This is a genomic window from Thioclava sp. UBA3469 (genome assembly GCF_002378135.1).
GTDB classification, from domain to species: Bacteria; Pseudomonadota; Alphaproteobacteria; order Rhodobacterales; family Rhodobacteraceae; genus Thioclava; species Thioclava sediminum.
The window spans coordinates 2,354-22,329 of the sequence record NZ_DFRG01000111.1 but is presented as its reverse complement, the minus strand read 5'-3'; the positions used below and the strand labels follow the sequence as shown (position 1 = coordinate 22,329).

General features: G+C 62.7%; 20 protein-coding genes and 1 tRNA gene. 12 read left to right on the top strand and 9 right to left on the bottom strand.

All coding sequences use genetic code 11. From position 1 onward, the window contains the following. Nucleotides 1–628: 628 nt before the first annotated feature. From B3D39_RS09270 to B3D39_RS09240, 7 genes are all read left to right on the top strand, one after another. Nucleotides 629–1,801, top strand: coding sequence for an outer membrane protein transport protein (locus B3D39_RS09270; RefSeq protein WP_274962596.1), 1,173 nt, complete (start codon nucleotides 629–631; stop codon nucleotides 1,799–1,801). A gap of 118 nt (nucleotides 1,802–1,919) precedes the next feature. Continuing rightward, on the top strand, nucleotides 1,920–2,825 hold the full coding sequence (locus B3D39_RS09265; RefSeq protein WP_274962595.1) for a DMT family transporter: 906 nt from the start codon (nucleotides 1,920–1,922) through the stop codon (nucleotides 2,823–2,825). A 50-nt stretch (nucleotides 2,826–2,875) separates the two neighbouring features. Beyond that, on the top strand, nucleotides 2,876–3,730 hold the full coding sequence (locus B3D39_RS09260) for an ATPase (RefSeq protein WP_274962594.1): 855 nt from the start codon (nucleotides 2,876–2,878) through the stop codon (nucleotides 3,728–3,730). 54 nt (nucleotides 3,731–3,784) lie between these two features. Next, nucleotides 3,785–4,705: a homoserine O-succinyltransferase gene (locus B3D39_RS09255; protein ID WP_274962593.1), complete on the top strand. Its 921-nt coding sequence runs from the start codon at nucleotides 3,785–3,787 to the stop codon at nucleotides 4,703–4,705. Next, complete coding sequence (locus tag B3D39_RS09250) at nucleotides 4,680–5,663, top strand: alpha/beta fold hydrolase (protein ID WP_274962592.1); 984 nt, start codon at nucleotides 4,680–4,682, stop codon at nucleotides 5,661–5,663. Before B3D39_RS09255 ends, B3D39_RS09250 begins: the two co-directional genes overlap by 26 nt. 137 nt (nucleotides 5,664–5,800) lie before the next feature. Continuing rightward, nucleotides 5,801–6,697, top strand: a complete 897-nt coding sequence (ppk2, locus tag B3D39_RS09245; protein WP_274962591.1) for a polyphosphate kinase 2 — start codon at nucleotides 5,801–5,803, stop codon at nucleotides 6,695–6,697. Next, on the top strand, nucleotides 6,690–7,298 hold the full coding sequence (locus B3D39_RS09240) for a TetR/AcrR family transcriptional regulator (protein ID WP_274962590.1): 609 nt from the start codon (nucleotides 6,690–6,692) through the stop codon (nucleotides 7,296–7,298). The genes ppk2 and B3D39_RS09240 overlap by 8 nt, the downstream gene beginning before the upstream one ends. A 100-nt stretch (nucleotides 7,299–7,398) precedes the next feature. On the opposite strand, the gene B3D39_RS09235 is transcribed toward B3D39_RS09240, so the two are convergent. Further along, nucleotides 7,399–7,992: an outer membrane protein gene (locus tag B3D39_RS09235; RefSeq protein WP_158522152.1), complete on the bottom strand. Its 594-nt coding sequence runs from the start codon at nucleotides 7,990–7,992 to the stop codon at nucleotides 7,399–7,401. Nucleotides 7,993–8,243: 251 nt separating this feature from the next. On the opposite strand from B3D39_RS09235, the gene B3D39_RS09230 reads away from it, so the two are divergent. Both B3D39_RS09230 and B3D39_RS09225 read left to right on the top strand, forming a co-directional pair. Next, nucleotides 8,244–8,990 (top strand): SDR family oxidoreductase, encoded by a 747-nt coding sequence (locus B3D39_RS09230; RefSeq protein WP_274962589.1) that lies wholly within the window; start codon nucleotides 8,244–8,246, stop codon nucleotides 8,988–8,990. A gap of 109 nt (nucleotides 8,991–9,099) precedes the next feature. After that, a tRNA-Ser gene (locus tag B3D39_RS09225) sits at nucleotides 9,100–9,189 on the top strand. 161 nt (nucleotides 9,190–9,350) lie between these two features. Here the strand turns inward: B3D39_RS09225 and B3D39_RS09220 are convergent. The 8 genes from B3D39_RS09220 to dctP form a co-directional block, all read right to left on the bottom strand. Next, nucleotides 9,351–10,487, bottom strand: coding sequence for an ATP-binding protein (locus B3D39_RS09220; protein ID WP_274962588.1), 1,137 nt, complete (start codon nucleotides 10,485–10,487; stop codon nucleotides 9,351–9,353). Beyond that, nucleotides 10,484–11,494, bottom strand: coding sequence for an ATP-binding SpoIIE family protein phosphatase (locus B3D39_RS09215; protein WP_274962587.1), 1,011 nt, complete (start codon nucleotides 11,492–11,494; stop codon nucleotides 10,484–10,486). Before B3D39_RS09215 ends, B3D39_RS09220 begins: the two co-directional genes overlap by 4 nt. Then, nucleotides 11,491–11,910, bottom strand: a complete 420-nt coding sequence (locus tag B3D39_RS09210; protein WP_274962586.1) for an ATP-binding protein — start codon at nucleotides 11,908–11,910, stop codon at nucleotides 11,491–11,493. Before B3D39_RS09210 ends, B3D39_RS09215 begins: the two co-directional genes overlap by 4 nt. Then, nucleotides 11,903–12,247 carry an STAS domain-containing protein gene (locus B3D39_RS09205; protein ID WP_232621759.1) on the bottom strand — a complete coding sequence of 115 codons (345 nt, stop codon included), beginning with the start codon at nucleotides 12,245–12,247 and terminating at the stop codon, nucleotides 11,903–11,905. The genes B3D39_RS09210 and B3D39_RS09205 overlap by 8 nt, the downstream gene beginning before the upstream one ends. A 10-nt stretch (nucleotides 12,248–12,257) precedes the next feature. After that, entirely contained in the window at nucleotides 12,258–13,133 is an 876-nt protein-coding gene (locus tag B3D39_RS09200) for an STAS domain-containing protein (RefSeq protein WP_078523189.1), read from the bottom strand. A gap of 280 nt (nucleotides 13,134–13,413) precedes the next feature. Then, nucleotides 13,414–14,769 (bottom strand): TRAP transporter large permease, encoded by a 1,356-nt coding sequence (locus tag B3D39_RS09195; protein ID WP_078572209.1) that lies wholly within the window; start codon nucleotides 14,767–14,769, stop codon nucleotides 13,414–13,416. A 3-nt stretch (nucleotides 14,770–14,772) separates the two neighbouring features. After that, nucleotides 14,773–16,095 (bottom strand): TRAP transporter small permease subunit, encoded by a 1,323-nt coding sequence (locus tag B3D39_RS09190; protein WP_274962585.1) that lies wholly within the window; start codon nucleotides 16,093–16,095, stop codon nucleotides 14,773–14,775. A 92-nt stretch (nucleotides 16,096–16,187) separates the two neighbouring features. Beyond that, nucleotides 16,188–17,285, bottom strand: coding sequence for a TRAP transporter substrate-binding protein DctP (gene dctP, locus B3D39_RS09185; protein WP_274962584.1), 1,098 nt, complete (start codon nucleotides 17,283–17,285; stop codon nucleotides 16,188–16,190). A 644-nt stretch (nucleotides 17,286–17,929) separates the two neighbouring features. Between dctP and B3D39_RS09180 the strand changes: the two genes are divergently transcribed. The 3 genes from B3D39_RS09180 to B3D39_RS09170 all read left to right on the top strand — a co-directional run. Beyond that, complete coding sequence (locus B3D39_RS09180; protein ID WP_274962583.1) at nucleotides 17,930–19,033, top strand: transporter substrate-binding protein; 1,104 nt, start codon at nucleotides 17,930–17,932, stop codon at nucleotides 19,031–19,033. After that, on the top strand, nucleotides 19,030–19,638 hold the full coding sequence (locus tag B3D39_RS09175; protein WP_078541264.1) for an ANTAR domain-containing response regulator: 609 nt from the start codon (nucleotides 19,030–19,032) through the stop codon (nucleotides 19,636–19,638). Before B3D39_RS09180 ends, B3D39_RS09175 begins: the two co-directional genes overlap by 4 nt. Continuing rightward, nucleotides 19,616–19,976 (top strand): ABC transporter permease (locus tag B3D39_RS09170; protein WP_414717988.1); only part of this gene is annotated, 361 nt, incomplete at its 3' end. The genes B3D39_RS09175 and B3D39_RS09170, both read left to right, overlap by 23 nt.

Below are 19,976 nucleotides of genomic sequence, written 5' to 3'. Positions count from 1 at the left end.
CGCAGGACGCGCCGCCCCCGCGCGGCAGCAAGCGTCCCATAGAGCGCCGCCTGCTGAAAGGCCGGCGCGTGCCCCGGCGCAAGCGCGCGCAACGCCCGATCCCACCCCGCATCGGAGCCTGAAATTTGCGTAAGACGGACAGGTTTCATCGCCGCCATTAAGGCTTGCTTTACCTAAGCCGGGGTTAATGGCGCTGCGAAACACGACAACCCTGAGGCGAAAATGGCCCGCGCTCCTAAAAATCCATCGCGCGCAAAGCGCAGACAGCCCCCGCCTGCCGGAAATTCGTTGCAGGCGCGCAAGACCGACGGGCCGCCACATCTGCCAGCTCCGCGCGCGACGCTGTGGAGTGCGCTTCTGGTCGCGCTTTTCGGCGCGGCTCTCTGGCTCGGCCTTCTTGCGATTCTCAAGTTTTCCAACGGCTTCTAAACGCTTCAGTTCAGAACTTGACGCAAACGTCACCTTCGAGTGGCCGCAAAGACACATTTTTCCGTGCATGCCGGCAACAGAACGTGACGTCATCGTGAAGCGCAGATTGATTTACACCTTCCGGCTGATAGCGTCACCGAAAGGAATTCCTTCGAGACGTTAGGATCTCCTTCGGGACACGTTAGGGAAGAGGAACATTATGAAACGTGTGATGACTTCGATGGCCGCACTCGCGATTGGCGCAGGCGCGGCCCATGCGGGCGGGGTGGAGCGCTCGACGCAATCGGTCGGCATCCTGTTCGAACAGGGCAATTACGCCGAGTTCAACATTGGCGGGTTCAATCCGAATGTGTCGGGCCATTATGACGGAAACAATACGAACTCAGGCGACATGGCAAAGGGATATGGCACTTATAGCCTCGGCTACAAACAGCAGCTCAACGACCGTTTTGCCTTCGCACTGATCTTGGACCAGCCGCTGGGTGCGAATGTTCATTATCCGGCAGGATCGACGCCCTTCGCGCTCGCAAACTATCCGATCGCGGACTCCAGCGCGAAAATTTCCTCGAACGCTCTGACAGCACTTCTCAGCTATAAAATGCCGAACAACGTGACTGTGTATGGCGGCCTTCGTAGCGAGCAGGCAAAAGGCAAGGCTGATCTGCACACCCTGACCTATACCGGAGCGGGTACGGATCCGACAAATCAAGCCGATCCTGCAAACTATACCTCGGCGCCCTATTCTCTGCGCACATCAACGGAGACCGATCTTGGTTACGTGGTCGGGGTCGCATGGGAAAAGCCGGAAATCGCAGCTCGCGTCTCGCTGACCTACAACTCGAAGATCACGCATGATTTCACGAGCCAAGAAACGGTCAACGGAACCGACGCATCTCTCATTCCGGGCTATGATAACAGCTTCAAGACTGTGTCGCCGGAATCCGTAAACCTCGAATTCCAAACTGGGATTATGAAAGACACCCTGCTGATGGGGTCAGTGCGGTGGGTGCACTGGACGCAATTCCAAATCGCACCTTCGGCCTATGAGAGCTTGAATGGTCCGCTTGTCGATTACAAAGACAATACTATCACCTATACTTTGGGCGTTGGGCGTCGCTTCAATGAGCAATGGTCGGGTGCGGTGATGTTCGGCTATGAGAAGCATCAGGGCGGCACCGTTGGGAACCTTGGTCCGACCGATGGATACAAATCCGTGTCTTTCGCTGCGAGCTACCAAGCGACCGACAACATCAAGATCACGGGCGGCGTGCGCTATGTCGATATCGGCGACGCAACCACCAATGGCCTGAATGCCGACTTCTCCGGCAATGACGGTTGGGGCGCGGGCCTGCGCGTTGGCGTTAGCTTCTGATCGCAAGCTTCTGGTCTTCTTACAAAAGCCCCGCCTCGTGCGGGGCTTTTTCTTTGGACCTCGGCAATGCCGCAAGTTCCGGGTGGTGCGCGTCGCTGCCGCCCGCTAGATCGAAGCGATGAAACACGCACCCGCCCCTTTATCCCTCACCCCGCTCGCCTGGGCGCTGCTCGCGGCGCTGGCGCTGATCTGGGGCTCGTCCTTCCTGTCGAACCGCGCGGCGCTGGCAGGTGCGGGCGTCTTTACCGTGGTCTTCCTGCGGGTCGCCTCGGGCGCGGTGCTGATCTGGGCCTATGTCGCGCTGCGCCGCCTTCCGGTGCCGCGGCACCCGATCTATCTCGGGCATTTCCTGATCATGGGGCTGCTGAACAACGCCATTCCCTTCTCGCTCATCGTCTGGGGGCAGAAGCATATCGATAGCGGGCTGGCCTCGATCCTGAACGCCTCGACCGCGATCTTCGGGGCGCTGGTCGCGGCCGTTGTCTTCACCGACGAGCGGCTGAGCGCGCGCAAGGCCACCGGCATCGCGGTCGGCTTCGCGGGCGTCGTGGTGGCGATCGGACCGGATGCCCTGAAAGGGTTCGATCTGACCTCTGCGGGCCAAGTTGCCGTGCTCGGCGCGGCGCTGAGCTACGGCTTCGCCGGAGCTTATGCGCGCTTTGCAATCAGGGGGTTACGACCCGAAGTTGCAGCGGCTGGGATGCTCACAGGTGGCGCGATCTGGACGCTGCCGATCCTGCTTGTCACCGAAGGCGTGCCGAGCTTCGACTACGCGCCCTCGGTCTGGATCGCGATGCTCTGGCTCGGCTTTGGCTGTTCGGCGCTGGCCTATCTGCTCTATTACCGCATCCTTGCGCTGGCGGGGGCCGCGAACCTCGCCCTCGTCACCCTCCTGATCCCGCCCGTCGCGATCCTCGCGGGCTGGGCGGTCTATGGCGAACGTCTGGGTTGGGCGGAGGCCTTGGGCTTCGCGATCCTCGCGCTTGGCCTGCTGATCCTGAACCGCCGCCCCAAAACCCCGTGACGCGCGCGCCTTGCCGGGCTACACCGGGGCGAAAGACCAATGGGGACCACATGATCTATTCCAATCGCGCCGAGTGGCTGGCCGCCAAATCGAGGAAGGTTGCGCTGTTCGGCATGTCCGGCCTCGGCAAGACCTGGGCTGCGAACCTGCTGCGCGACGAGGGCTGGTTCCACTACTCCGTCGATTACCGGATCGGCACGCGCTACATGGGCGAATATATCGCTGACAACTTCAAGCGCGAGGCGATGAAGAACCCGTTCCTGGCGGAGCTTCTGCTGTCGGACTCGGTCTATATCGCGTCGAACATCACCTTCGAGAACCTTGCGCCGCTTTCGACCTATCTCGGCAAGCCCGGCGATCCGGCCAAGGGCGGGTTGCCTTTCGAGGAATATCTGGAACGGCAGAGCCAGCACCGCAACGCAGAGATGGCGGCGCTTCTGGATACGGCGCATTTCATCGACCGCGCGAAGCAGATCTACGGGATCGAGAATTTCCTGTGCGATTCCGGCGGCTCGATCTGCGAGGTGGTGGACCCCGCCGATCCCGAGGATCCGATCCTGACCTCGCTGTCGCAAAACCTGCTGATGGTCTGGATCGAGGGCTCCGAGGCCCATACCGAGGAGCTGATCAACCGCTTCTCGCGTGCGCCGAAGCCGATGTATTATCAGCCCGAGTTTCTGGCCGCGAAATGGGCCGAATATCGCGCGCTGAAAGGCGTGGCGGAGACGGAGGTCGATCCCGACGATTTCGTGCGCTGGACCTATGCGCAGGCGCTGGCGCATCGTCAGCCGCGCTATGCGGCGATGGCGAAAAACTGGGGCGTGACGATCCGTGCCGAAGATCTCTACCTTGTCCGCGATGCAAAAGATTTTACATCGCTGATCGCTGATGCTTTGCCCGCGTGAGCCTAGACACTTCACGCATCACTTTAACTTCACCCTGTAAGAGACTGAAAAACAATGCCGATCAAGTTGCCTGAAAACCTCCCCGCCTTCGACATCCTGTCGCGGGAAGGCGTGATGGTGATGTCGCCCGAACGGGCATCCCGGCAGGAAATCCGCCCCATCCGGATCGGCCTTCTCAATCTCATGCCTAAGAAAATCCAGACCGAGAACCAGTTCGCCCGGCTGATCGGTGCGACGCCGCTGCAGATCGACTTCCAGCTGATCCGCATGAGCGAGCACCAGACGAAGAACACCGCCGCCGCGCATATGGAGGAGTTCTACCGTCCGTTCGAGGAGGTCGAGGCCACCGGCGAGAAGTTCGACGGACTGATCATCACCGGTGCCCCGATCGAACATTTGCCTTTCGAGGAAGTGACTTACTGGGCAGAGCTCAAGCGGATCTTCGACTGGACCCAGACCCATGTCTTCTCGACCTTCGGCGTGTGCTGGGGCGGAATGGCGATGGCCTATTACTTCCACGGCGTGAACAAGCATATGCTCGATCACAAGGCGTTCGGCTGCTTCCGGCACCGCAATTGCGCGCCCGCCTCGCCCTATCTGCGGGGCTTCTCAGACGATCTGCTGATCCCGGTCAGCCGTTGGACCGAGATGCGGCGCGACGAGCTGGAGGCGGCGGGGCTGGTCACGCTGATCCATTCCGACGAAACCGGGCCCTGTCTGGTCGAAGATCGCGCCCATCGCGCGCTCTACATCTTCAACCATCTCGAATATGACAGCGGCACGCTGAAAGAAGAATACGATCGTGACGTCGCGTCGGGGAAACCAATCAACGTCCCCGCGAATTACTATCCTGAGAACGACCCGAGCCGGGTGCCAACCAACAGGTGGAAAAGCCATGCCCACCTGCTTTACGGCAACTGGATAAACGAGATTTATCAGGAAACGCCGTATGATCTGGCCGAGATTGGTAACTAGCCTTGTCGTGTTGCTGCTCATCCTGAGCGGCGCGACATGGGCGCTGGAGAGTTGGCGGGCCCGCATGGCGGAGCAGCGCTATCCCCCCAACGGCATCTTCGTCGATGTCGGCGACCAGCGCGTTCATATGGTCATCAAGGGCGATCACGGCCCGGCGGTGGTGTTGATCCACGGCGCGTCGGGCTCGGCCCGCGATCTGACCTTCGATCTCGCCCCGGAACTGGCGAAACGCTATCGCGTTTTCGTGCCCGACCGTCCGGGGTTTGGCTATTCCGACCCGCTGCCGGCGGATCAGGACACGATCGAAAATCAGGCCAAGCTGCTGCAGAAAGCGACCAAGATGGCGGGCGCGGACGATCCTATCGTGCTCGGCCATTCCTATGGTGGCGCGGTGGCGATTGCATGGGCGGTGTATCAGCCCGACACGCTCTCGGGGCTGGTGCCGGTCTCTGCGCCCTCGCATAGCTGGGATACCGGACTGCCGCTGCTCTATGAGATCACCTCGCCGCCGCTGGGTCAGGCGGTTGTCGTGCCGCTGATCTCGGCCTGGACCCCGCCTGCGATCATCCGCTCCGAGGTCGAGAGCGTCTTCACGCCACAGGAGATGCCGATCGGTTATCTGCACTGGTTCGGCCCCGGCATGACGCTGCGGGTGCAGACGATGCGGGTGAATGCCCGTCAGCGCGCCAGCCTGAAGTCGGAAATTCAGGCGATGACCCCGCATTACCCCGATCTCGACCTGCCGGTGGTCTCGGTTCATGGCACGGCCGACACCATCGTAGGCGAGCAGATCCACGCGGTGCCGTTCACAAACGAGGTGCCGGGAGCGGAGTTGGTCTCGCTAGACGGGATCGGCCATATGGTTCCGCATGTCGCGTTGCAGCAGACCGTCGCGGCGGTAGACCGTGTCGCCAAGCGCGCGGGCTATTCGATCCCGATGCGCCCGGCGGCGGAATGAGGGGCGACTGAGCGCCGCCTGCACCCCCATCTTGCACTCACGTCACAGACATGTGGCGCCGCTCTATCCGGACGCGGCGCCGCTTGCACCGCCCCTGCCCGCACAGCATACTGCCGTGAAACGACAAAAGGCAGATCATGGCCAAGGACAAGAGCGACCCGCCGTTCGACATCCCCTTCGTGGGCGACATCACCCGCTACCTCGAAGACGAAGCGCCCGATGCCGTGCGCGAGGCGATCGAGGAGGCGGGCAAGGATGACATGCTCTCGCCCTCCTACCCCTATGACGAGGAGATGAAGCGCAAGAAATACGACCGCCGGATGGAGGCGCTCCAGGTCGAGCTGGTCAAGATGTTCTGGGATGCGAAGGAAACCGGCAAGCGGATCGCGGTGATCTTCGAGGGGCGCGACGCGGCGGGCAAAGGCGGCACGATCGGGCGGATGCGGCAGAACCTGAATCCGCGCTCGGCCTATGTCGTGGCGCTGCCGAAACCCACCGAGACCGAAGCCACGCAATGGTATTTCCAGCGCTATATCGACTGGCTGCCCGCGGCGGGCCAGATCGCGATGTTCGACCGGAGCTGGTATAACCGGGGCGTGGTCGAGCATGTCTTCGATTTCTGCACGCCCCAGCAGCGCGAGCATTTCTTCTACCAGCTCCCCGATTTCGAGAAGATGCTGGTGGATGACGGGGTCATCCTCGTGAAGCTCTGGCTGAACGTGGACCGTGCAGAGCAGCTGCGCCGCTTCCTCAAGCGCGAGAAGGACCCGCTCAAGCAGTGGAAACTGAGCTGGATCGACGTCGAGGGGCTCAAGCGCTGGGACGCCTATTCCGAGGCGATTCAGGAGACGCTCGAGCGCTCCGACACCGACCACGCGCCCTGGACGGTGATCCGTTCGGACGACAAGAAACGCGCCCGGATCGCCGCAATCCAGACGGTGCTCAACGCGGTCGATTACGCGCATAAGGACCCCGAGGCGATTGGCGAGATCGACGAAAAAATCTGCGGCGGCATCGACGTTCTGAATGTCTAAGCAAGGCTATCATCACGGCAATCTGCGTCAGGCGCTCGTAGCCTCCGCACTGGAGCTGATCGAGGAGAAGGGGCCGACCGGGTTCACGCTCTCGGAGGCGGCCAAACGCGCAGGCGTGACCCCGGCTGCGGTCTATCGCCATTTCGAGGGGCGCGAGGATCTGATCGCGGAATGCGCGCGTCAGGGCTATCTGATTTTCGGCGACCTTCTGGATCACGCGTGGAACGGTGGGAAGCCTTCGGCGCTGGCGGCGTTTTCCGCCGTGGGCCGCGCCTATCTGGCTTTCGCCCGGAAATATCCGGGTCACTACATGGCGATGTTCGAAAGCGGCATCTCGCCCAACCGCTCGCCTGATCTTGCCGCGGTGGCGAGTAAATCGAGCACCGCGATGGAACGCGCGACGCGCGCCTTGATGGAACATGTGCCAGTGGAAAAACGCCCGCCCGTCGCGATGGTCTCAGCCCATGTCTGGGCGATGAGCCACGGCGTGGTGGAGCTCTATGCGCGTGAGGGAAATCGCTCGCCCTACGCCCCCGAGGATCTGTTGGAAAGCGGCATCGGCGTCTATCTGCGGGGCCTCGGTCTGATCGCCCCGGATTGAGCCGCCCTGCCCCGATTTTGCCGCGCCGCGGCATCGCCCGCACATAGAAAACGGGCGGAGGTTTCCCCCCCGCCCGTTAAGATCAGACGATCCGCCTAGATCAGAACTTGTAGGACGCGGTGAGGTTCAGCGTCGTGGTGTTCAGATCGTTGGTGGTGCCGTCGAAGTTGTTGCCGTCACGATAGTCGAGCTCGGTCCCGACGGTCCACTTCGGGTTGATGGCATATTTCATGCCGATACCAACCAGCGGAACGGTGTCGGAATAGCCGTTGCCCGCACCGTCTTCGGCGTCGACATAGGACGCACCGAGCGTGCCGTAGAACAGCATGTTGTTGTAGGGCGCACCGGCGATCATCTTGAGGTCGGTCATCGATTTGACCTTCGCACCGGAGTTGCTGTCGTCGATGTTCGCAGCGTTATAGGCCAGTTCGCCACCGAGGACATAGTTGCCGAAGTCATAGAGGTAGCCAGCGTGGGCACCGCCGACGACGCCGTCGCCGTCGATCGACTCGTTGGCTTTGCCGTAGCCGAGCTGAACACCGGCGTAGAAGCCGTCCCAGCTGAACTGCGCGGGCGCCACTGCGACCGGAGCCGGGGTGACCTCGGGGGCCGGTGCCGGGGTGGTGTAACCGCCCGCCATTGCGGCGGAGCCAGCGAGTGCCAGAATGCTCGACGTAACGATGATACGTTTCATGTTTCTCTCTCTCCTGTCTTGGGGGTTCATCCCCCGTTGAGACGTTTTGGATCAGATCCGTTGCCCGGACCTATGCCCCCTGAATGCGAAATCAATCCGGTTGGTTCCAAGCATGAGCGGCGCTTTGCCGAACGTGTCACAAGACGTGATCGAAGTGACGAATGCTGCAGGCGCAAAATGCATTGGCAAGACTGGACAAAGCGGGGGTTCCTTTGGTTAATGAACACACGTTCATTTCCAGGGAGGATCACATGGAGTTGAGTGAAATTCGTGCCGTCATCACCGGCGGCGCCTCGGGTCTCGGGGCTGCGACCGCCCGGCACTTCGCTGAGTCGGGGGCGCAGGTGACGCTCTTCGACCGCGACCGCGCGGGCGGCGAGGCCTTTGCCGCCGAGATCGGCGCGACCTTCGCCGAGGTCGACGTGACCTCCGAAGACAGTGTCGCCGCCGGGATCGCCGCCGCGGTGAGCGCGATGGGCGGCATCGACGTCGCCGTCAATTGCGCGGGCATCGCCACCGGCGAGCGCGTCGTGGGCCGCGAGGGTCCGCACCGGCTCGAGAGCTTCGCGCGCACGATCGACATCAACCTCGTGGGTAGCTTCAACGTCGCCCGCCTCGCCGCCGCCGAGATGGCCCGCAACCCCGGCCCCGAGCGCGGCGTGATCGTCAACACCGCCTCCATCGCCGCCTTCGACGGGCAAAAGGGCCAGGCAGCCTATGCGGCCTCAAAGGGCGGTATCGTCGCGATGACTCTGCCGCTGGCCCGCGATCTCGCGAGTCAGGGCATCCGCTGCTGCGCCATCGCGCCGGGCATTTTCGCGACGCCGATGATGAAGGGCCTGCCGCAGGAGGTGCAAGACAGCCTCGCCGAGGAAGTGACCTTCCCGAAACGGCTCGGCGATCCGTCGGAATACGCGAAACTCGCCGGTTTCATCGTCCAGAGCGGTTATCTGAACGGCGAAGTGATCCGCCTCGACGGGGCGCTGCGGATGCGTTGACCTCACGTTTATGACGGCTTTGCGAAGTATCTGAAAATTTCGTCGAAAAACGGGTTGCAAGGGCGCGCGAGGGCGGCTAAATCCCGCCCTACAAGACGACCCCTGATGCGGAGAGGTGGCAGAGTGGTCGAATGCGGCGGTCTCGAAAACCGTTGTCGGTGAGAGCCGACCCAGGGTTCGAATCCCTGTCTCTCCGCCACTTTCCCTTGTTGATCGACACATCAACACTCTGAAAGTGCGCAATCCCTGAAAATGCGACTTCAATCGGACCCTCGGCCCCCACATGCGCGGCTTACGCTCCTGCGTGCTTCGCCGTGCACCCTTCTGCACCGCGCGCGTCCCGGCGCCATGCCGCGACTGTCAGGCCTGCGCGGGGAACTCGATGCACACGCGCAGCCCATCCGTTCCGTCCACGGTCAGGGTCGCGTCGTGCTGGAAGGTCAACGTCCGGATCAATCTCCAGCCCAGAGAATTCGACCGCTCCGGCCGCGCGGCATCCGAGGGCAAGCCGATGCCGTTGTCGGACACCACCAAGGCGATACCGCTCTGCACATTGCCGGAGACTTGGACGCGGATGGTCCCGCTATCCCTGCCCACGAAGGCATATTTGAACGCGTTGGTGATGAGCTCGCCGATGATGAGCCCGATGTCGATGGCAAGCTTACTGTCGAGTTGCAGCTCTGCGCAGCTCACTTCGATATTGGCGTCGAGGCTTCCGCCGCTGAAGGCGCGCTCCGAGGTCCTTGCGACTTCCGCCGCCATCTCGGCCAGATCGACCTTACCGGTGTCGGTTCCGCGCTGCATCAGCTCGTGGGCCTTGGAGAGCGCCCCGACGCGGACTTCGAGCTCGGTCAGAACCTGTTGGGTTTCATCCTGTTTGGCCCGCGACTTGCTCATGCGAATGAGCGCGGCGATGAGCGCCAGATTGTTGCCTGTCCGGTGATGAAGCTCCTGCATCAACAGGTCGCGTTCCGTGATCTCCTCGCTCAGTTCGCGGTTCTGCTCGTTGAGGGCCGCCGTCGGATCCTTGGCGCTGAGGGCGTCGAGCGCCTCGGTCGCCTGCTCGACGAGTTGGGCGCCCGCAGGCAGAACGGCTGAGGACAGGAAAACTGCATCGATGCGCGTGCCCTCATGGCCGGTCTGGACATCGAAACGCGTGGCGATCCGCTGCACGCCGCGAAGCCCCAGCCCCATCCCCGTCGCGGAGGATGGCGCGCCATCGGGCTGAAGGTTCTCCTTCGGGATGCCCCGCCCCTGATCGGTCACGAGAAGACCGAGCGCCGGTTTGCCGCTCGCCTCGGTCAGCGAAAAGGTCGCGCGGCCCTTCTGGCCATGCTCGATCGCATTGCGCCCAAGCTCGACGACGGCTGTGACGGTCCTTGTGCGTTCGAAGGAGCTGAATTGGAGAACGCTGGTCAATGTCATCGCGACATCGCGCAACCGGGCGACGTCGGTGCTTTTCTCGAGGGTTACGGTGGTGAGCTTCGTCGTCTTCACTGCTCGCGCTCCCGGTTGCTACGCAAGACGACGATGCTGGCGTCGTCGCGTCCGCGGAAGGCCCGATCCAGAAGAAATCCGGCAATCAAGAGCGGGCTCTTCTTCAGCAGTCCGGGCGGGAAATGCGCCTCCCGCAGGGTTTTCAAACCGTCGCTATGCAGGATCACCATGTCCCCCGCCTCCAGTTGCACGACTTCCTCGTAGCCATGGGTCGCCGCGCCACCGATGCGGCCGTCCCGCACCGCCATGCGGCGAATGCCATTCGCGCCGACCAGCAGAGACGAGATATTGCCAAGCGCGGCGTAGCGCAGCTCCATCTGCGGCTGGGCGATATGCATCAGTGCAGCCACCGCCCCGCGCCGCCCGACCAGCCGCTCGGTGATCTGGCGCATCAGCTTGCCCGGCTCGGACGAGAGCCCGCCCGCAGCGCCGGCGGCCTCGATGACTTCGCTGGCGGCTTCGGCGGCGGCAGGACCATGCCCGAGCCCGTCGCAGAGCAACACATCGGTCGCCCGCGGGGTCTGCCGGATCTGAAAGTCGTCGCCGCAGGTGGTTTCGTTCGGGTGACACACGCGCAGCCCCACCGCGTCGACGCCGCAGTCGGCCCCGGCGCTTTTCCCGCCGAAGGTACATACGATCGTCGTTCCGGTGTCGGGCGAGCTGAAGATGTCGAAGGTATCCGACAGGCGCACGATCGCCCCGAGCCCGAGCCCTGCGGAATCGGTGGAGCTTTCGCCGTCCTGGAACATCCGGTCGATATCCGCGATCCCCGGCCCGCGATCGGTGAAGATCATGTTGATGACATCGGCGCCGGGCTGCCGCACGAGTTCGATCAGGGCGCGACCGCGCTCCGCGTAACGCAGGATGTTCGTCGCGGCCTCCGTGGCCACGATCGCGAGTTCGCCGACGCGTGTCTCGGGAAGACCGATCTCGACGCCGTGGCGCCGCGCAAGCCGCCGCACCACGGCCACGGCGCTGCGATCATCAATTTCGACCCACTGGTTCATAGCTTCACGCTCATGGAAACGGTTGTTCCTTTCCCGGGCGCTGAGTGGACCTCGAACCCATGTGAGAGGCGTTTGGCGCCGCCAAGACCTTTGCCGAGCCCGCCCGCGGTCGTATAGCCCTCGGACATGGCCAGCGTCACATTTTCGATCCCCGGTCCCTCGTCCCGGCATTCGACGCGCAGATACTCGTTACAACCGTCGAGATAAATTGAAATCTTGCCGCCGCCACCGTGGACGATGGCGTTGCGGGTGATTTCGCTCACAGCCGTCGCGAACCGGGTGATCCGCACCGCCGACAGCCCGCGTTCTTTGAGAATTCGGGCGACCGCCTGGCGCGCAGCGACGACATCGCGACTGGTCGCGAGCGTTATCTCCGCAACCGCGGGTCTGCTGGATGTTTCGTTTGGATCAGGCACGCCGCAACTGAGTGAGTGCATGGGTCAGGCTGAGCGCCGTACGGGTCTCGGGCAGATACATCCCCAGCTCCACCAAGGTCACCGCAACCGCGGGCCGCATCCCCACAACGTAGGTTTCAGCGGCCAGCAGCTTGGAAATGCCAGCGAGCTGGGCAATGACGCGGCCGACGAAGGTGTCGACGATCTCCAGCGAACTGATATCGAGGATCACGCCTTTGACGTTTTCCTTGGCGATCCGGTTCGACAACGTGTCCTGCAGCTCAACGATTTCCGTATCGGTGACGTCGTCCTGAATGGAGACGAGAAGCGCGTTCTCGACCAGGTTTATGGACGTCACACCCGACACGTCAGGAAACCTCGCTGGTTTTGATGACGTAGCCGACCTTCTGCAGGGCATCGGCCAGAGCCGTGCGGATGCTGGACCGGGTGGAGACCGTGCCCACGTCGATGCCGAGCTGCACCATGGTCTGCGCGATCATCGGGCTGATGCCGCTGATGATGCATTCCGCCCCCATCAGGCGCACCGCGGCCGCGGCGCGCAAAAGGTGCTGCGCCACCTGCGTGTCGACCGTGCCGACACCGGTGATGTCCATGATCACCACCTCGGCCTGCCGCTCGAGGATGGTCTCTAGCAGGTTCTCCATGACCTCCTGCGCGCGGGCGGAATCCAGCGTGCCGATCAGCGGCAGCGTGAGGACGCGGTCCCAGAGCTCGACCACCGGGGTCGAGAGTTCGAGCATTTCCTGACGCTGGCGTTCTATGATCTGGTCACGCTCGCCGATGAAGATCTCGTTGGTGTAGATCGCGAAAGCATCGACGAGACGGGTCACCATCAGCACGTCACTGATGAGCTTGCCGCTTTCGATATCCGTCATCGCCTCAAGCCGTGTGAACAGCGGGGCTTTGAGGGCCAACACGAAGGTCGCCATCTCGGTCGGCGTCACGCCACGCCCGACGCGTTCCTTGCTCACATCTGCAAGGACGGCGCGCAGGTCTTCCCACTCGTCGTCGTCCAGGCTGAACTCTTCATTCACGACGCCCGCGCGGACACCTTTGGTGAAGGCTTTCAGAAGTTCCTGGTTCTGCGCACGGCTCTCGGAGTCGGAGAACAGGTCAGAGCGTTTCACGCCCTCTTTCACCTGAGTGCCAAGCCACTCCTCCACGACGCCGGAGAAATCGGATTCGAGGATGTTCAGGATATTTGCCGTCGCTGTTTGCGGCATGTGCAGGCACTCCAGTTCTTTTCAATACAGCAGGTAAGCCAATTAGCCGCGGTAAAGTCAACGGCTTGGACGGGTCGGTTGCCGCAACGGAGATTGATCCGGAGAAGTATCGCTCAAGGTCCGAAAGTTGCGGGCAGACTTTCGCAGACGGTGATTTTCCTGCGTGAGGATACCCCGGGGCGCCCTGCCGAGGCTGACAGCAGGAACCTGAACCGACAGACAAAAAAAGCCCCGCGCGGTGCGCGGGGCTTGTCATTTCTTTCGGTCCGGGTGCGAGCGATCAACCGTAGACCAGTTTCGGCAGCCAGATGATGATCTCCGGGAAGAACATGCACAGCAGCAGGCCGACCACCTGCAGCGCCAGGAACGGCAGCGCCGAACGGAAGATGTCGCCCATCGGGATTTCCGGCGGCGCCACCCCGCGCAGATAGAACAACGCATAGCCGAAGGGCGGCGACAGGAAGCTCATCTGCATGTTCACGAGGTAGAGCACCCCGAACCACAGCACGAGATCGTCGGGATCGCTCAGCCCGAAGGCCTCCGCCCCGAGCGCCTTCACGATCGGCACGAAGATCGGCACGCAGAGCAGCAGAATGCCGACCCAGTCGAGGAACATGCCGAGTATGATCAGCACGAGCTGCATGATGATCAGGATGCCCCACGGCCCGAGCCCGGTCGCCTGCAGCGCGTTCTGCACGAATTGCTGACCGCCTTCGAGCACGTAGAGCCCGACAAAGATCGTCGCGCCGAACATGATCCAGATGACCATCGCCGAGGCCTTGAGCGTGGTGACCGCGGCCTCGCGGATCGTCTGCCAGTCGAGCTTGCGGTGGATCGCCGCCACGATGATCGCGCCAAAGGTGCCGATGCCAGCCGCTTCCACCGGCGTCGCGACACCGGTGAAGATCACGCCCAGCACGATCACGATCAGCGAGATCGGCGCCGACATATTGCTCATCAGGCGGATCTTCTCCCGCCCCGTGATGCGTTCTTCCGGCGGGATCGGCGGACCCATCTCGGGGTTGATCGCGCAGCGGATCAGCACATAGGCCACATACATTCCCGACAGGAGAAGGCCGGGAATGACCGCGCCGATGAACAGCTCGCCCACCGATTGCTCGGCCACCACCGCGTAGATGATCGCAAGGATCGACGGCGGGATCAGGATGCCGAGCGTGCCGCCCGCCATGATCGAGCCCATCGCGATCTTCGCGTTATATCCGCGATCGAGCATCGCCGGCAGCGCGATGATCCCCATCGTCACCACGGCCGCCCCGATCACGCCCACCATCGCGGCGAGCACGGTCGAGGCGATGATCGTGGCCGCAGCCAGACCGCCGCGCACCCCGCCCAGCACCTTGTAGATGACGTCGAACATCTCGTTGATGATCCCCGCCCTCTCCAGCATTGAGGCCATGAAGATGAACAGGGGGATCGCCGAAAGCTGGTAGTTCGTCATCAGCGGGAAGATGCGGCTCGGCACGATATTGAGCGCGCGTTCGTCGCCCAGCACGAACAGGAAGACACAGGCCAGACCGCCCGTGACGAAGGCCAGTGGAAGCCCTGCCATCAGCAGGACGACCAGCGAGCCGAACATGATGAGTGTCAGCCACTCAATTCCAATTTCAAGTCCCATGTATCAGCCCCTGCCCATTACGATCCGCAGATCTTGTGCGAATTTCGAAATGCCCTGCAGAACAAGCAGCAGAGCGCCGATCACCATGACCCATTTCATCGGCCACAGAGGCACCTCCCATTCGTTAAAGCTGATCTCGCCCCAGCGGACATTCGCATCGGTCCATTGTCCGAGATTCCAGTTCGCCAGCATCTCGCCGGTCGGGATTTCGCCCCGCGCCCATTGCGAAATGAGCCCGTTGCCCGTGGGCACGGCGATCGCGTCCATCGCGAAGATCCACGACGTCACCAGCAATGTGCCCGCGAAGATGAAGAAGAAGACCGAGGTCAGCAGGTCGACCCACGCTTTGCGCGGTTTCGACAGCGGCGCGTAGAAGATGTCGACGCGCACATGGCTTTCGGTCAGCATCGCATAGGCGCCCGAGATCAGGTATTGCATCCCGAACATCAGATACATCGCCTCATGCGCCCAGTTGGTCGGGCTGTTGAAGACGTAGCGGCTGATCACTTCGAAGTAATAGACGAAGACTGCGATTATCGCCCAATAGCTGACGAATTCGCCCGCCTTGAGCGACAGCCGGTCGATCCAGCCGGTCCAGCCCGACGAGATATGACGGGAGTCGTCTTTCATCTCCTCCTCTTCGAGCGCTTCGAGACGCCGCTCGACCTCGCTTTCCTCCTCATGCTCGGGCAGCGCGGCATTCGCGCGCCGCACCAGCATCGGAAGCAGAAGCGCGTCGATGACGATCCCTGCGAGCAGCACCCAGAAGGCATATTTCGAGATGCTGCGCCATTTCGCGAGCACGGCGGCAGCCGCGTCCCGCTTCGGGCGAGCCTCGACGAGATCGGCCTGCGCCTGTTCGATCACCGCCTCGCCATCGGTGACCCGCTTCTCGGCGCGATCGACATTTCGCTGCGCGCGCTTTTGCGCGAAGCTGCCTTCCTCAGCGGCAGCCAGTTCCTCGCGCAGCTTGGGCAGATCGGCCTGCGCCGTGTCGACGCGTTCCTGTTCGCGCTCCAGCGAGCGCTCGGCCATGCGCACCACGTTCGACATGTCGGAAACCGTGCCGCGCGCGTCGTGGCCTTGCGCATTCGCATAGAGAATGGCGATGAAGACCGGGATGAAGAGAAAGCCCAGCAGGCTTTTCACGTAGAAGCGATGCAGTCCCAGCATCCCCCCGGTTACGAGAATGAAATAGCCCAAGGAGAGCGAATAACGCCGCTCCGTCTTGCGTGGCCGGTTGGCCAGCGTCGCCGCAATGATCGGGAAGAGGATCAGCCCCGCCCAATAGGCCCAATGCGGTAGAGTAAAGTCGATACTGGGCATTGCCCACCCCCTGTTGCCGGGTCATGCCCGGCCATCAGTTGAACCGGGCCCGCGCCAAAGGGCGGGCCCGTCACACTGTCTGTCGGATCAAATCAGAGCTTCAGTTCCAGCCCGTCGACCAGATCGGGCGTCACATAGCCCAGCGAGCCGGACATCATGTAGTCGAGCTGCGTCTTGAAGATCCGCGCGCTGTCCTTGTCGCGATTGGCGTATTTGAACCAGATCGGAACGGCGACTTCGGTCATCAGCTCCACATCGTCCTGGCTGAGGCGCGTAACCTCGGTGCCATCGGCCTCGAACTTGGCCCAGGCCTCCTGGTCGGCCTTCTGGATCGCCGCGTGATGCATGTCGGAATAGACGTGGGTCTCCATCTCGACGAATTGCTGCATCTCGGGGCTGAGCTTGTTCCACGCATCCATGCCGACGGTGATGTCCATGATGTCCACCGGCTGGTAGAGCGACATCATGCCGGGCGGGCCCATCGAGATGTAGCTGGTCACCTGGCTGAAGCCGAGCGCGTAGTTCACCGCCGGGCCCACATAGTCGGCCACGTCGATCGTGCCCTTCTCCAGCGCCGGGAAGATCTCCGAGCCCGGAAGCACGGTGGTCTCCGCGCCGATCTCGCCGAAGACATCGGCGACCATGCCGCCCGGCAGGCGCATCTTGCGGCCGCGGAAATCGTCGATCGAGCGGATCGGCACTTTCGAGTGGATGATGTTCGGGCCGTGATGGACCGGACCCACGAAATACATGCCCTGCGCCGCATAAAGCTCGCGCGCCATCTCCAGCCCGCCAAGGCCGTAATAGAACACGTCGAATTCATGCGGGTTGCGCAGACCGAGCGGATAGGACGTCAGGAACACCCCCGCCGGGATGATGCCCTGCACGTAGATGGTGAACGGGTTGACCGCGTCGAGCACGCCGTTCTTCACCGCGTCGTAAAGCTGGAAGTCGCCCACGACGTCATTCGCGCCGAACGGCTGGAAGGCCAGCTCGCCGCCGGTCTTTTCCTGAATCGTGGCGCACCAGTCCTTGAAGGTCTGAAGGCCGACACCGCCGGGCCACGAGGTCTGGATTTTCCAGGTCGTGCCGTTGGCTTGGGCCGAGGCGATATGCGGCGCGGCAAGGCTGGCAGCGCCCGCCGCTGCGAGCGTACGTAACGCGTGTCTGCGAGTGGTCAGATTTTTCATGGTTCCTCCCCGTTTGGTTGCGGCCCCGACAGATGCGGGACCGAAGTGAGCGGGAGGGCGAAAACACGCGACGGCACTCCTCCAAGCGAATCGCGGTTTCGTGAGTCGGCGTGAACGCCAAGCTTCCGACTTCTCCTCAAAAGCGGAAACTCTCTTTCCTCCCCCTGTGTGTGCGAGGTTTGCACGGGTTATGTCATTTCGCAAGTATTCACGAATTTGCGTGCGTCCGTGATCTCGGGAAAGGCGAACGTCCTGTCTCGACCCGGAGCTTCTGCGATGGAGCGGGGAGTGATTTGAAACTGCGGTCGCCATCAGGACACTGGTGACCCTCAATTCGAACCAGCCACTACCGACGATCCATGAGGTTCCGAGGCGCGCGATTCTCACTGCAGCGTGAGACCAATCCGCTCTCACATGACGCTTTTGTGCACAAATTTTATGCAACTCACCCCGAAAATCCCGCTCTGCCTCCCGATCCCGGCGCGGTTTCGCAATTTGCGCTTGTCGGCTGACGGGCGCGCTGCAAACCTTAAGACACATCGGAATAACCCGAACGGCATTCGCGCCTCGCTTTGACACCGCACGTTAGCGGCAAGTCAGCGGGGCGTTTTGCGTTTTGGCTCAGAGGGTCTGCAAGAGTGGAAATGAAGAAACGGATTGAACTTGGCCTGCTGTATTCCCGCTCGGGAAGCTATTCGCTGATCTCCGAAGCCTGCCGGACCGGGGCGCTCAGCGCGATTGCCGAGATCAATTCGATGCCCGATCTCCCGATCACCTTCGCCCCGATCGAGCGCGATCCGCAGGGCAATATCGACGCCTACGGACCGCTCTGCGAAGAGATCCTGCGTGACAGCGATGCGCGCCATGTCGTCGGCTGCGTCACCTCGTGGAGCCGCAAGGAGGTGATCCCGACGCTCGAGAAGGCGGGCGGGACGCTTTGGTACGCAGTGCCATATGAGGGGTTCGAGGCATCCGATCATGTCGTCTACACTCATGCCTGCCCGAACCAGCATCTGCTGCCGCTGCTTGGCTGGGCCTTTGCGCGGCTCGGGCGGCGGGGCTTCCTGACCGGCTCGAATTATATCTGGGGCTGGGAGATGAACCGGCTTGCGCGGGACGTGATCCTCAGCGCCAGCGGTGAGGTTCTGGGCGAGCGTTACCTGCCGCTCGGCTCGCTGGATGTCGAGCGGATGATCAATGAGATCCGCGCGACCCGGCCCGATTTCATCCTCAACAACCTGATCGGCCCGTCGCAATACGCGTTCCTCGAAGCCTATCACAAGCTCGGACAGGAAGACCCGCATTTCCGCCCGGAGACCTGCCCGATCCTGTCGTGCAATCTGACCGAATGCGAGCTGCCCGCCATTCACCCGGATGCGGTCGAGGGTCTGGTCGCCGCCGGTCCCTATTTCCGGGGCGCGACCGGCTGGCCGCAGGCTCAGCGCAATTTCGGCTCCTCGCATGAAGCGGCCGCATGGTCGTCGGTCTATCGCCTCGCAATTCTGCTCTCCGGGCATGAAGACGCCGCCGAGCAGAGCCTCGCGCAGCTGTTGCACGATGCGCCGCAGGGCTCGGAAGGGATCGACCTGTCGACCCACCACACCGCCCTGCCCGTCCTGATCGCACAGGTCGAGAACGGCGCCTTCGCGGTCCGTGAGCGGTTCGAGGCCGTCGCGGGCGATCCCTATCTCGCACGCGGCCGCAATCCGATCGCGCCCGGAGCGCCCCGGCTGAAGGTGGTCTCATGAAGCGCAAGATCCGCATCCCCGATCTCGGCGGCGCGCGCGCCTATATCCTGCACCGCCCCCACGCGACGGTGCAGGCGCTCGAGCGGCAATTGCGCGCGATCGGCCTGACGGTCGTCCATTGCTGGCCCGAACTGCCCGCCGAGGCTCTGTCGGGGGATTTTGTCTTCTTCGACGCCGATCAGGGCTATGACGAGCAATTTCCGTGGAAACCGGGCGAAAGCCCGATGCCGATGATCGCCTTGATCGGCACCGAAGCGCCTGGCCGGATCGAATGGTCTCTGGAGGCCGGCGCACATGCGCAGATCCTCAAACCCGTCGGCGATGGCGGGGTCTATTCGGCGCTGCTGATCGCGCAGCTCGCCTTCGAGGCGCGGGCGCAGCTCTCGGGCGAGATCGCGGATCTGCGTCGCAGGCTCGATGAGCGCCAGACCGTGGTGCGGGCGGTCACGCTGCTGGCCGCGCGCGGCAAGAGCGAGGCCGAGGCCTATGACCAGCTGCGCCAGATGGCGATGGCTTGGCGCGTGACGTTCGAAGATGCCGCGCGCCGCATCGTCGCCAACCATGACGAACAAAGGAAGAGTGATGACCGACGCGACCTTGGCTGAGGGACCGGCCCGACCGCAAAGCGCCTTGCGCCGCCTGATGCGCCGCAAGCTCGCGCTGCTGGGCTTCGCGATCATCGCGATCGTGACGCTCGGTGCGATTTTCGCGCCGTGGATCGCCCCTTTCGAGCCGCAGGAGCAGATGTTCGACGGGCTGACGCTGGAAGGCTCGCCCATGCCGCCGGGCGAGAAGTTCTGGCTGGGCACCGATCTGCTGGGCCGCGACCTGTTCTCGCGCATCCTCTATGGCGCGCGGACCTCGCTGATCATCGGCGTCGTCGCGAATGGTCTCGCGCTGATCATCGGCACGCTGATCGGGGTTACGGCGGGGTATTTCCGAG